This is a genomic window from Pseudomonas sp. B10(2017) (genome assembly GCF_002113295.1).
Lineage (GTDB): Bacteria > Pseudomonadota > Gammaproteobacteria > Pseudomonadales > Pseudomonadaceae > Aquipseudomonas > Aquipseudomonas pudica.
In genome coordinates, this window is record NZ_NEJU01000019.1 from 80,842 (window position 1) to 93,217 (window position 12,376).

A 12,376-nucleotide genomic window follows, 5' to 3' on the forward strand; every position below is an offset into this window, starting at 1 on the left:
GCCTGCGCCCGACGCAGGCAAGGGGTTCTGGCCCCCAACGACATGGACGAGAGCGTGTGACATGGTGAAAGGCAAGTACGCCAAGTTGGCAGTATCGGTGCTGGTCATCGCAGGCCTGGCAGCACTCGGGCTGCAGCGCTGGCAATACGCACGGCAGTACGTCAGCACCGACAATGCCGAAGTGGAAGGCGTGATCATCCCTATCAGGGCGCGGCTGAGCGGCGTGGTGGTGGACGTGCCTGTGCACGAAAACACGCGCGTGAACAAAGGGGACCTGCTGTTCCAGGTGCGCGATGACGAATATCAGCAGCGGGTTGAACAGGCGCGGACCAATTACCTGAGCGCGCTGGTGGCCACCGGGCAAGGCGGCATGCCCGGCCTGGTGGACAGCCAGGTCCGCAGTGCAGCTGCGCGCAGTCAGGCAGCACAGGCCACCATCGGTCAGTTGGCGGCCAATGTCGAACAGGCCCGCAGCGATTATCAACGCACCCGGCGCCTGGCCGACCAGGGCGTTGTAAGTACCCAGGACCTGGAAGCCGCCCGCGCACGCTTCAGCGCCCTGAGCCACCAGCTGCAGGCGGCCCGCGACAACTCCACCGCAGCCCGCGAAGGTACCCTGGCCAACCAGGCCGCGCTGAAAGTTGAAGAGTACCGGATCAAGGCCGCTGAGTCGGCCCTGGCACTGGCCCGCATCGAACTGCAGGACACCCGGCAGGCATCCCCGCAGGGTGGGGTGATCGTGCACAAGGATGTGCAGCCCGGGCAATTCGTGGTGGCCGGTCAAAAACTCTTGAGCCTGGTCAGTACAGAACACATGTGGGTAGTGGCCAACTTCAAGGAAACCCAGATCGGCAGGGTTCGTGTCGGCCAATCTGCACGCATCAGCGTCGATGCCTTCCCGGGGCAGCAGCTGGAGGGCGTGGTACATAGCCTGGTGCCGGCCACTGGCGCGCGTTTCTCGCTGCTGCCACAGGAGAACGCCAGCGGCAACTTCACCAAGGTGGTGCAACGCATCCAGGCGCGCATCGAGTTCCGCCAGCTGCCCAAAGACATGCAACAGGCGCTCAGCCAGGGCATGAGCGTGTTCGTCGAGGTCGATACCCGCGACAGCGGGCAGCCGCTATGAAGTCGCCGTGGCTGGTGGCAGTGACAGTCACCCTGATCTCGATGATGGAGCTGCTCGACGTCACCATCGTCAACGTCGCCATCCCCAGCCTGATGGGCGGTTTCGGGGCGTCGGTGGACGAAATTTCCTGGGTTTCGACCGGCTACATCGTCGCCAACGTGGTGATCCTGCCGGCCAGCGGCTGGCTGTCTGCCTGGTTTGGCCGGCGCCGCTACTACCTGGTGTCATCGGCGCTGTTCGTGCTGGCCTCGCTCGGTTGCGCGCTGTCGCAGGAGCTGTGGCAGATGGTGCTGTGGCGAGTGGTGCAGGGCCTGGCCGGGGGCGGCTTGCTGGGCATCTCGCAGGCGATCATCTACGACGTGTTCCCCAAGGAAAAGGTCAGCGCCGGCCTGGCCTTGTACGGCGTCGGGGTGATGATGGGGCCAACCCTCGGCCCCTCGGTCGGCGGCTACCTGATCGACGAGTTCTCTTGGCACTGGATCTTCCTGATCAACCTGCCGATCGGCGCGCTGGCCCTGCTGCTGGCATGGCTGTGCGTAGGCGATTCACCCAACGAGCGACGCCCGCAAAGCATCGACTATCCGGGCTTCGTGCTGCTCGCAATCGGCGTCGGCAGCTTGCAGATCCTGCTGGAGCGTGGCGAACACTGGGACTGGCTTGAGTCAGACCTGAGCCTGCTGTGCCTGGCACTGGCGCTGCTCGGCCTGATCGGGTTCTGCTACTGGGAGCGGCGGGTGGCCAACCCGATCGTCAACCTCGCGCTGTTCAGCAACCGCGAGTTTCTTCTGGGATCGATCTGCGCCTTCTGCGTCGGTTTCGGCCTGTACAGCACGCTGTTCATGGTGCCTCTGCTGCTGCAGACGCTGCTTGAGCAAAGCGCCTACCAAAGTGGCCTTGTGATCTTCCCCGGTGCCCTGGCCAGTGCGGTCAGTACCCTGGTGATCGGCAAGCTGTCGCAGGAAAACCGCATCGATGAGCGCTACTTCATCTGCGTGGGCATCCTGGTCTACGGCTACGCCATGTACCTGCATACCCAGTTCACCCTGCAAAGCAACCCCGACACCCTGTACTGGCCATTGATCATCCGTGGCTTCGGGCTGGGCATGATCTTCGTGCCACTGACCAACCTGGCCATGCGCCAACTGCCGGCGCAGCTGATCTCGGTGGGCTCCGGCGTGCTCAACCTGATGCGCCAGTTGGGCGGCAGCGTGGGCATCGCCATCGCCGCCACCCTGCTCACGCGTTTCTCCTGGGCACGCTACCGGCAACTATCCGAGCACGTCGACGAAAACAGCCTGCTTGCCAGCGGCTGGGACCTGGCCAACCTCGACCCGCGACGGCTCTCCACCGACCTGCTCGGTGCAGACCAGGCCAACGCCGTACTGGCCTTCATGCAGGCCCAGGAGCAGGCACAGATGCTCGGTTTCAGCATGCTCTTCGGCCTGCTCGGTGCGGTGATGCTGATCGGCGTGCCCATGGTGCTGCTGATGCGCAACTCCCGCCTACCCAAGCCCTCACTTGCAAAGGAGTCCGTGACGTGTTCGGACAAAGCACACGAACCTGCCTAGCCGTGCTGGCGCTGGCTTGCGCCAGCACGGTCCAGGCCAGCGACCTGTACCAGACCTACCAGCAAGCCCTGGGGCATGACCTGGCCTACGCTGCGGCGCAGCAACGTCAACAGGCAGCGGCGCAGAAGGCACCACAGGCGCTGGCTAAATTGCTGCCGCACCTGTCCCTGGAAAGCGGCGCAGCCTGGGTCGACCGCGAACACAGCGGCCCTGCACACCGCAACCGCGACAACTCCAATGCCTACGCGCTGGTATTGATACAGCCCCTGCTGCGCTGGCAGAACGTCGTCGGCCATGAACAGGGCAAGGCCTTGGCCACCGCCGGTGAAATCGACCTGCTCGCTGCGCGCCAGGACCTGATGCTGCGCGTGGCCGACGCCTACTTCGAACTGTTGCTGGCCGAAGACCAGTTGGCTACCAGCCGCCAGCAGGTGCACACCCTCGGCCAGCAACTGGACAAGGCACAGCGCTTGCGCCGCGAAGGCTCGGGTACCGAGAACGAGGTGCAGCGCATCCAGGCCCGTTACGACCTCGCGCAGGCCGAGCAGATTGCCGCCGACAATGCCCTGCGCCTCAACCAGCAGGCGCTGGCCAGGCTGACTGGCAGTATGCCGGGCGAGCTGGCCAGGCCTGATGACCTGGTCTCCTTCAGTGGCCCGCAACCGGCCCGGCTGGATGCCTGGACCGACCAGGCCCGCCAGCACAATCTGAAGGTGCAGGCAGCCGAAGTACGCCAGCTGATCGCCGAACAGGAAGTGGACAAACAACGGGCCGGCCATCTGCCAACCCTCGACCTGGTGGCCGCGCACGGCCGCTTTGCCTCCGTGGGAGGCAGCCTGTACGACGTGACCGTACCCGAGGAGAAGTACACCCAGACCGTGGTCGGTGTGCAGCTCAGCGTTCCCCTGTACGCCGGTGGCGGCACCCAAAGCCGCACGCGCGAGGCACGTGCCCTGCAGGGCGCCGCCGAGAGCGAGCTGGAAGATGCTCGACGCGAGGCAGATTTCATGGCCCGTCAGGCCTACCTCAACCTCACCGGTGGCATCAGCCAGTACCAGGCCCTGCAACAGGCCTTGCGTTCCAGCCAGAGCGATCTGCGCATTACCACGCACGCCTACGAGGCCGGCGCACGGATAAGCAACGATGTGCTGGATGCCGAGCAGCAGTTGACTCGCACGCGCCTGCAACTGGCCCGCCAGCGCTATGCCATCCTGCAGGCACAGTTACGCCTGATGGCGGCCAGCGGCAGCCTGAGCGACGACAGCCTCAAGGCCCTCAGTGCCCTGTTGACGGAGCGGGTTCAAGGGTAGGCACCCTCTCGGTACTGCCCTGCCACCTCGCGCAGTACCTCGCATACCCACTGCCCCGGCAGGCTCTGTGGCAAGGCGGCATTGCGGCAGATACCGACCGAGCCGCCGGGCTCGCGCACGCCCAGGTCGAGTTCGACCAACTCGCCACGGCGAAGGTCCAGCAGCACGGCATCGCGTGGTGCCACCCACAGCGCATCACTGCCCAGCAGGTAGCGTCGGCTCAGGGCCAGTGACAGGGTTTCCAGGCGCTGGGCCGGCATCTGGATGCCACATTGCACGAACAGGCTGTCGGCATGCTGGCGGATGGTGGTGCCTGCAGGCGGCAATACCAACGGGTAACGGCCCACCTGCGCCCGCTCCACCGGCGTGCCGGCCAGCAGCGGGTGGCCGGGCCGCACCACCAGGCTCATCGACTCGCTGTACAGGTGCTCGAACGACAGCCCCTGGATCTGTGGGCTGTCGGTCATGCGCCCGACCACCAGTTCCAGTTCGCCCAGGCGCAACTGGCCGAGCAACTGCGCGCTGACCCCAGTGACCACACTGATCACCAGCGCCTCATGCCGCTGGTGCAGGCGGCACAGCACTTCGGGCATGAGCAGGCCTTCGACTGTAGACAACACGCCGATGCGAACTTGCGACGGCGCCCGCGCCTCGCCACGCAGGCTGCTGACGCCATCGCGCAGGGCCTGCACGCTGGGCCCGGCATAGCGCATGAAACGCGTGCCGGCCGGGGTCAGCTCGACGCCCTGGCGGCTGCGCGCGAACAGGCGCGTTTCCAGCAGGTCTTCGAGTTCCTTGAGGGTCTTGGAGATGGCCGGCTGGCTGATTGCCAGGATGTCGGCAGCCCTGGCCAGGCTGCCCTGCCGGGCAATCTCCAGGAAGCACAGCAGGTGGCGGTACTTGATGCGGGTGTCGAGGTTCATGGGCTCAAGCTTACCGCATGCAGATGACCTGTACGGCCCTTTCGCGGGTAAACCCGCTCCCACAGCGATCTCCACAGTTCTCCAGACCTGTGCAGTACCTGTGGGAGCGGGCGTGCCCGCGAAGAGGCCGGTGCAGGCGGCAGATGACTATCAGGCCACAGCCAACTCCACCGCCTCCCCATTCAACCGCACCGGCCACACCCGCAGGCGCTGCCCGCTATCCTCCAGGCACTCCCCGCTCTCCAGGCTGAAGTGCTGCTTGTACAACGGCGCCGCCACCACCAACTCCCCCTGCAAGCTACCGACCAGCCCGCGGCCGATGATGTTGGCGCCGGACCGCGGGTCGCGGTTGTCCACCGCGTACAGCGGCTGCGCCTGCCCCGGCAGGTAGAACAACGCCACCTGGGCCCCGTCGAGCCAAACCACCACCCCGGAATCGGCCACCAGGTCATCCGCCTGGCACACCGCCTGCCAGTTCTCGTGGGTCTTTACAGCAGCATTGGACAGCTTCATCAGACAGCCTCCTCGACGGTTGGGATCAGGTGCAGCGGCGCAGCAGGCCGGCGCTGTTCGCGTTCGCGCACGAAATGCACGTCCGGGTCGGCGCGGCGGTCGTTGACGAACGTACGGAAGCGCTTGAGCTTCTCGGGGTCGTTGAGGGCGTTGGCCCACTCGCATTCATACTGGTCGACCACATGCTGCATCTGCGCTTCCAGCTCGCTGGCCAAGCCCAGGCTGTCGTCGATGATCACCTGCTTCAGGTAGTCCAGCCCACCTTCCAGGTTCTCGCGCCACACCGAGGTGCGCTGCAGTTTGTCGGCGGTGCGGATATAGAACATCAGCACGCGGTCGATCAGGCGCACCAGGGTCTCGTCGTCGAGGTCGGTGGCGAACAGCTCGGCGTGCCGCGGGCGCATGCCGCCATTGCCGCACACGTACAGGTTCCAGCCCTTGTCGGTGGCGATCACGCCGATGTCCTTGCTCTGTGCCTCGGCGCATTCGCGAGTGCAACCGGACACCGCGAACTTGAGCTTGTGCGGGCTGCGCAGGCCTTTGTAGCGGTCTTCCAGGCGCAGGGCCATGTCGACGCTGTCCTGCACGCCGTAACGGCACCAGGTGCTGCCAACGCACGATTTCACCGTGCGGGTCGACTTGCCGTAGGCATGGCCGGTTTCGAAGCCGGCCTCGATCAGCTCGCCCCAGATCAGCGGCAGCTCGTGCAACTGGGCGCCGAACAAGTCGATGCGCTGGCCGCCGGTGATCTTGGTGTACAGGTCGTACTTTTTCGCCACCTGGCCGATCACGATGAGCTTGTCGGGGGTGATTTCACCACCGGGGATGCGCGGCACCACCGAGTAGGTGCCGTTCTTCTGCATGTTGGCCATGAAGGTGTCGTTGGTGTCCTGCAGCGGCACCAGCGCCGGGTCCATGATCGGCTGGTTCCAGCACGAGGCGAGGATACTGCCCACCGCCGGCTTGCAGATGTCGCAGCCAACGTGGCCCTTGCCGTGGCGTTCGAGCAGTTCGTTGAAGGTGCGGATACCCTCCACCCGTACCAGACCGTACAGTTCCTGGCGAGTGTAGGCGAAGTGCTCGCACAGGCTCTTGTCCACCGCCACGCCGCGGGCGGTCAGCTCATGCTCGAACACCTGCTTGAGCAGTGCCGCGCAACCACCACAACCGGTAGCTGCTTTCGTGCAGCCCTTGACTGCGGCAAGGTCGCCGCAGCCGCTGTCGATGGCGGCGCACACCGCGCCCTTGCTGACGTTGTGGCACGAGCAGATGGTCGCACTGTCGGGCAGCGCATCGGCGCCCAGGGCCGGTGCATCACCGCCTTGCGGCAGGATCAGTGCCGCGGGGTCGGCTGGCAGGGCGATACCGTTCTGGGCGTATTGCAGCAGGGTGTCGTAGTAGCTGTTGTCGCCGACCAGCACCGCACCGAGCACGTGCTTGCCGCTGGCATCCACCACCAGCCGGCGGTAGGCGCTGTTGGCTTCGTCGATGAAGCGGTAGCTGCGTGCGCCAGGGGTAGCGCCATGGGCATCGCCGATGGAGCCGACATCCACGCCCAGCAACTTGAGCTTGGTAGACATGTCGGCACCGGTGAATTCGCCAGTGCTTTCCCCCATCAGCAATGCCGCCAGGTTGCGCGCCATGCTGTAGCCCGGGGCGACCAGACCGAACACGCTGCCGTTCCACGAGGCGCACTCGCCGATGGCAAAGATGCGTGGGTCGCTGCTGCGGCAATGGTTGTCGATCACCACGCCACCACGCGCGGCGATGTCCAGGCCACAGGCACGGCCCAGGGCATCCTGCGGGCGGATACCCGCGGAGAACACGATCAGGTCGGTTTCCAGGTGCTCGCCGCCATCGAAGTTCATGCGGTAGCGGTAGTCTTCACCCGCACTGATCGACTGGGTGGCACGCGACAGATGCACGCCAACACCCAGCGCTTCGATCTGTGCCTTGAGCGCGGCACCGCCCTCGCCGTCCAGCTGCACCGGCATCAACCGTGGGGCGAACTCCACCACGTGGGCTTCCAGGCCCAGCGACTTGAGGGCGTTGGCTGCTTCCAGGCCAAGCAGGCCACCGCCCACTACCACGCCACGGCGGGCACTGGCTGCGGCAGCGCGGATGGCGTCGAGGTCGTCGAGGGTGCGGTAGACAAGGCGGGCATTGCCGCTGGAACCTTCGATCGGCGGCACGAAGGGGTAGGAACCTGTGGCCAGCACCAGTTGGTCGTAGCCGTAGCGGCCCTCGGCGGTGACCACTTCGCCGCACTCACGGTCGATTTCCAGCACCGCTTCGCCGAGGTGCAGGTGCACCCCGTTGCTGCCGTAAAAGTCCTGCCCGCACAGGGCCAGGGTTTCGGCACAGCTGCCGCCGAAATACTCGGACAGGTGCACGCGGTCATAGGCGCGTTGGCGCTCTTCGCCGAACACATGCACTTCGAAGCGCTGCAGGGCGCCGCGGCTGACCAGTTGTTCGACACAATGGTGGCCGACCATGCCGTTGCCGACGATGACCAGTCGCTCTCGTTGCCCGCTGCTCGCTGTTGCCTTCATAAGCCGATCCTCGATCAAAAAAAAAGCGCCTGGAGCCGAAGCTCCAGGCGCCTTTGCCTGTATTCATCACGGAAGGGGCCCGGGTTGATCGCCGTTGATCAGTGGGCTTTGTTGTAACTGGGATAAAGCAGGGAGTGTGCCAATTGGGTTGCCTGTGCCGGCCTCCTCGCGGGTGAACCCGCTCCCACAGGGGATCTCAACATCTTTCAGACCTGTGCAGTGCCTGTGGGAGCGGGTTCACCCGCGAAGAGGCCGGCACAGGTCATGCACATTCACAGTGCACAACACCCCATCCCGGTGCACATCAATACACATCCCGCCGATACCGCTTGGCCCTGCCCAGCGCTTCGACATAAGCCGCAGCAGCCCCTGCATCCATGCCGCCATGCTCGGCGACGATCGCCCGCAACGCCGCATCCACATCCTTGGCCATGCGCTGCGCATCGCCACACACGTAGAAGTACGCCCCCGCCTCCAGCCACTGCCACAACTGCGCGCCCTGTTCGAGCATGCGCTGCTGCACATAGACCTTCTCGGCCTGGTCGCGTGAAAACGCCGTGTCCAGACGCAGGTGCCCTGCAGCCTGCCAGGCCTGCAGCTGCTCCTGGTAATAGAAATCGGTGGCCGCGTACTGCTCGCCGAAGAACAGCCAGTTGGCCCCTTTCGCCCCACGTGCCTCTCGCTCTTCGAGAAAGGCCCTGAACGGCGCAATGCCGGTGCCGGGGCCGACCATGATCACCGGCACGCTGTCATCCTCGGGCAGGCGAAAGTGCTTCGACACTTGCGGGAAAATGGCCACTTTCAGCGCCTGCGCACGGTCGGCAAGGAAGCTTGAACACACCCCTTTGCGCGCTCCATAGCGCACCGTGGAAACGGTCAGGTGCACCTGCTGCGGGTGTGCCAGCGGGCTGGAGCTGATCGAATACAGGCGCGGCTGCAACGGTTTGAGCAGCTTCAGCCAGCTGGCCAGCGGCAGCTTTTGGGGGAAGGCGCGCAGCACATCGACCAGTTGCCGTCCCCACAACCAGTCCTGCAGCTCGGCCTTGCACTCGGGCTGCAGCAGGCGCTGCAGGTCCGGGGCATTGCCGGCGAAGGCCAGCAGCTGCTGCGTGGTGACCCTGGCAATCTCCAGGTGCGCTTGCAGGGCTTCGGTCAGCGGCATGGCGGGTTGGCCTTTCAGCTGAACCATGGTCTGGCCATCGAGCTGCATCAACACCAGCAGCTCGTCGACCAGGGCCGGACAGTTGCGCGGCCACACGCCCAAGGCATCACCGGCGGCATAGGTAAAACCGCTGCCGCTCAGGTCGAACACCAGTTGACGGGTTTCCTTGCTGGCACCCGGGCCGTTGAGCAGGCGGTTTTCCAGCAAGGTGGCAGCCCAGGGTTGCTGCTTGCCATAGGTCGCCACGGGCGCAGGCTCGGTGACCGCTTGCAGTGCAGCAGCGCTGCCTAGCGTAGGCAGCAGCGCATCCAGCCAGGCGGCGAAGGCGTCGTCGAAGTCCGGCTCGCAGTCCACCCGCTGCAGCAGGCGCCGCCCGCCCAGCTCGGCCAGGCGTTGGTCGAGCTTGCGGCCAAAGCCGCAGAACTGGTCGTAACTGGAGTCGCCCAGGGCCAGCACGGCAAAAGGCAGTTCGGCGCAGTGGGCGCCCTCCTCGCCCTGCAAGGCCTGCCAGAACGCCGCTGCGCTGTCGGGCGCGTCGCCATCGCCAAAGGTGCTGGCGATCAGCACCACGCTGGCGGCGCCCTGCAGTTGGCGCGGGCTGACCGCTTCCATGCAACTGAGCTGCACGTCGAGGCCGGCACCGCGCAGGCGCTCGGCACAGCGTTCGGCCAACAGCTCGCCGTTGCCGGTTTGCGAAGCCCAAAGCACCTGGTGCCGTGGTGCTATCAACGCTGCATCGGGCAGCACCGCCGGCTGGGCGAACAGCCCGGCCAGCAAGCCATCGATGAACAGCCGGCGGTTTGCGGCCAGCGGCGCACTGGCCGGCAGGCAGGGCACGCCCTCGGCGCGCGCCTGGTCCAGGCCTAGCAGGAAGCCTTGCAGATAATGGCGCTCTTCCTCGGCCAGCACCGGGGCTGGCAGGGTGTCCAGGCCAAGCAGACGGGACAGGGTGGCGGTCGGCATGCGGGCAGGCTCCGGATTGGCAGTGTTCAGATCAAGGGCTTCGATGCGCTCACCGGCAACCCGCTCCAGGGTCACGGCACAATGCTTGAACGCCGGCTGCAACGACAGCGGGTCGACCGCATCGCAGGTCACGGCGTTGATCGCCAGTTGCTCGCCGACCAGGTCGTTCCAGTGGAACGGGGCAAAGCAGTTGCCAGGCATGACCCGGTCGCTGATCCGCGCGGGTAGCACGGCCTGCCCGCGGCGCGAGCGAATGGCCACCTGGTCCTTTTCGGCGATGCCTAGCCGGGCAGCATCTTCGCGGTGGATTTCCACGAAGGGGCCGGGCTCCAGCTTGTTCAGCGCCGGTACCTTGCCGGTCTTGGTCAGGGTGTGCCACTGGTGCTGCACGCGGCCTGTATTCAGCACCATGGGGTAATCGGCATCCGGCAGTTCCGCTGCTGGCAACCAGGGCCGGGCCAAGAAGCGGGCCTTGCCGCTGGCGGTCGGAAAGGCCAACACCGGGCACTCGCCCTGGGCATGGTGCAACAGCGTCTGGCTGCTGCCGTCGTTGCGATAGCGCAGCGGGCTGCGCGGGTTGTCACGGCCCGGGGCGCAGGGCCACTGGCGCGGCTGCTCGCGCAGTTCGGCATAGCCGATGCCACGTAGGTCGTAGCCGGTGGTTGGGTTGTGAAAGCGGCGAATCTCCTCGTACACAGCTTCCGCATCGGGGTAGTCGAAGGCGTCGGCGTAGCCCATGGCACAGGCGACCCGGGCGATGATCTGCCAGTCTGGCAGGCTCTGCCCGGGCGGCTCGACGGCGCGCGGCATGAGAGTGAGGTTGCGCTCGCTGTTGATCATCACGCCCTCGCCTTCGGCCCACAGCGCAGCCGGTAGCAGGATGTCGGCGTAGCGGTTGGTCTCGGTGTCGAGGAAGGCATCCTGGGTAATCACCAGTTCGGCCTGACGCAGGCCGTCGATCACCTGCTGCCGGTTGGCGACACTGGCCACCGGGTTGCTGCAGATGACCCAGCAGGCCTTTACCGCACCGCTTTTCATCTGCTCGAACAGCGCCACCGTGCCATCGCCGCCTTCGCTGCGCAGGCTGCCCGGAGGCAGTTGCCACTGCTGCTCGACGAAGGCGCGGTCTTGCGCCACCAGCGCCGAGCGCTGGCCAGGCAGGCCAGGGCCCATGTAGCCCATCTCGCGGCCCCCCATGGCATTGGGTTGGCCGGTCAGCGAAAACGGCCCGCTGCCGGGGCGGCAGATGGCGCCAGTGGCCAGGTGCAGGTTGCAGATCGCATTGGTGTGCCAGGTGCCGTGGATGCTCTGGTTCAGGCCCATGGTCCAGCAGCTCATCCAGTTGCTGGCGCTGCCGATCCATTCGGCTGCCCTGATGATGTCGGCCTCGGCCAGCCCGGTTATTGCGGCCACCCGGTCAGGGGTGTAGTCATCGAGAAAGGCCGGCAGGTCGTCCCAGCCTTCGGTGTGGCGGGCGATGAAGTCGGGGTCGGTGTGGCCGTTACGCAGCAGCAGGTGCAGCAGGCCGTTGAGCAAGGCCATGTCGCTACCGGGGCGCACCTGCAGAAACAGGTCGGCCTTGTCGGCGGTGGCGCTGCGCCGCGGGTCGACGACGATCAGCTTGGCCCCCGCCTTGACCCGGTCGAGCAGGCGCAGGAACAGGATCGGGTGACAGTCGGCCATGTTGGCGCCAATCACCAGGAATACGTCGGCGTGCTCGAAGTCCTGGTAGCTGCCGGGCGGGCCATCGGCACCGAGCGACAGCTTGTAGCCGCTGCCGGCACTGGCCATGCACAGGCGCGAGTTGGACTCGATGTGGCGGGTGCGGATAAAGCCCTTGGCCAGCTTGTTGGCCAGGTACTGGGCCTCCAGCGACATCTGCCCGGACACGTAGAGCGCCACGGCGTCGGGGCCGTGCTGATCGATGATGCCGCGCAAGCGCGCAGCGGCGGCGGCGATGGCCTGGTCGATGCCGGTACGCGCTGGCTGCTGGCTGCGCTGCTGGCGCACATAGGCATCATTCATGCGCCCGGCGGCGGTCAGCGGCAGGTGTGCGGTGAGGCCTTTGGTGCACAGGCGGCCGAAATTGCTGGGGTGCTGCTTGTCGCCGCTGATCTTGCCAACCTTGCCATCGGCAACGCTCATGACAATGCCGCAACCGACGCCGCAGTAGGGGCAGACGCTGCGCACTTCGCTGTTGGCCATGGGCGGGCTCCTGTAGGGAACGCAAAAAGGCGCCGGCTGCCCTGCTTGCTAGGC

7 protein-coding genes are annotated in these 12,376 nt (G+C 65.9%); 3 read left to right on the top strand and 4 right to left on the bottom strand.

Translation table 11 applies throughout. The features are described 5' to 3' along the window. Nucleotides 1–61 precede the first annotated feature (61 nt). The 3 genes from CAF92_RS20785 to CAF92_RS20795 are packed head-to-tail and all read left to right on the top strand — an operon-like array spanning nt 62 to nt 4,004. Nucleotides 62–1,126 (top strand): HlyD family secretion protein, encoded by a 1,065-nt coding sequence (locus CAF92_RS20785; protein WP_085601803.1) that lies wholly within the window; start codon nt 62–64, stop codon nt 1,124–1,126. Then, nucleotides 1,123–2,694, top strand: a complete 1,572-nt coding sequence (locus tag CAF92_RS20790; RefSeq protein ID WP_085601804.1) for a DHA2 family efflux MFS transporter permease subunit — start codon at nt 1,123–1,125, stop codon at nt 2,692–2,694. The genes CAF92_RS20785 and CAF92_RS20790 overlap by 4 nt, the downstream gene beginning before the upstream one ends. Beyond that, on the top strand, nt 2,664–4,004 hold the full coding sequence (locus tag CAF92_RS20795; protein ID WP_046616746.1) for a TolC family outer membrane protein: 1,341 nt from the start codon (nt 2,664–2,666) through the stop codon (nt 4,002–4,004). The genes CAF92_RS20790 and CAF92_RS20795 overlap by 31 nt, the downstream gene beginning before the upstream one ends. Here the strand turns inward: CAF92_RS20795 and pcaQ are convergent. From pcaQ to CAF92_RS20815, 4 genes are all read right to left on the bottom strand, one after another. Then, nucleotides 3,995–4,927 carry a pca operon transcription factor PcaQ gene (gene pcaQ / locus CAF92_RS20800; protein ID WP_085601805.1) on the bottom strand — a complete coding sequence of 311 codons (933 nt, stop codon included), beginning with the start codon at nt 4,925–4,927 and terminating at the stop codon, nt 3,995–3,997. The two genes, CAF92_RS20795 and pcaQ, sit on opposite strands and share 10 nt — an antisense overlap. A gap of 150 nt (nt 4,928–5,077) precedes the next feature. Further along, the gene (gene nirD / locus CAF92_RS20805) at nt 5,078–5,440 is read right to left on the bottom strand and encodes a nitrite reductase small subunit NirD (RefSeq protein WP_085601806.1); all 363 of its coding nucleotides are present in this window, start codon (nt 5,438–5,440) and stop codon (nt 5,078–5,080) included. Further along, nucleotides 5,440–7,992: a nitrite reductase large subunit NirB gene (gene nirB, locus CAF92_RS20810; protein ID WP_085601807.1), complete on the bottom strand. Its 2,553-nt coding sequence runs from the start codon at nt 7,990–7,992 to the stop codon at nt 5,440–5,442. The genes nirD and nirB overlap by 1 nt, the downstream gene beginning before the upstream one ends. A gap of 304 nt (nt 7,993–8,296) precedes the next feature. After that, entirely contained in the window at nt 8,297–12,322 is a 4,026-nt protein-coding gene (locus CAF92_RS20815; protein WP_085601808.1) for a bifunctional nitrate reductase/sulfite reductase flavoprotein subunit alpha, read from the bottom strand. Nucleotides 12,323–12,376: the final 54 nt, after the last annotated feature.

What these genes read in the sequence shown, in the direction of transcription:
- CAF92_RS20785 (WP_085601803.1), top strand. Translation starts at nt 62, where the DNA reads ATGGTGAAAGGCAAGTACGCCAAGTTGGCAGTATCGGTGCTGGTCATC.
- pcaQ (WP_085601805.1), bottom strand. Translation starts at nt 4,927, where the DNA reads ATGAACCTCGACACCCGCATCAAGTACCGCCACCTGCTGTGCTTCCTG.
- CAF92_RS20790 (WP_085601804.1), top strand. Translation starts at nt 1,123, where the DNA reads ATGAAGTCGCCGTGGCTGGTGGCAGTGACAGTCACCCTGATCTCGATG.
- nirD (WP_085601806.1), bottom strand. Translation starts at nt 5,440, where the DNA reads ATGAAGCTGTCCAATGCTGCTGTAAAGACCCACGAGAACTGGCAGGCG.
- nirB (WP_085601807.1), bottom strand. Translation starts at nt 7,992, where the DNA reads ATGAAGGCAACAGCGAGCAGCGGGCAACGAGAGCGACTGGTCATCGTC.
- CAF92_RS20815 (WP_085601808.1), bottom strand. Translation starts at nt 12,322, where the DNA reads ATGGCCAACAGCGAAGTGCGCAGCGTCTGCCCCTACTGCGGCGTCGGT.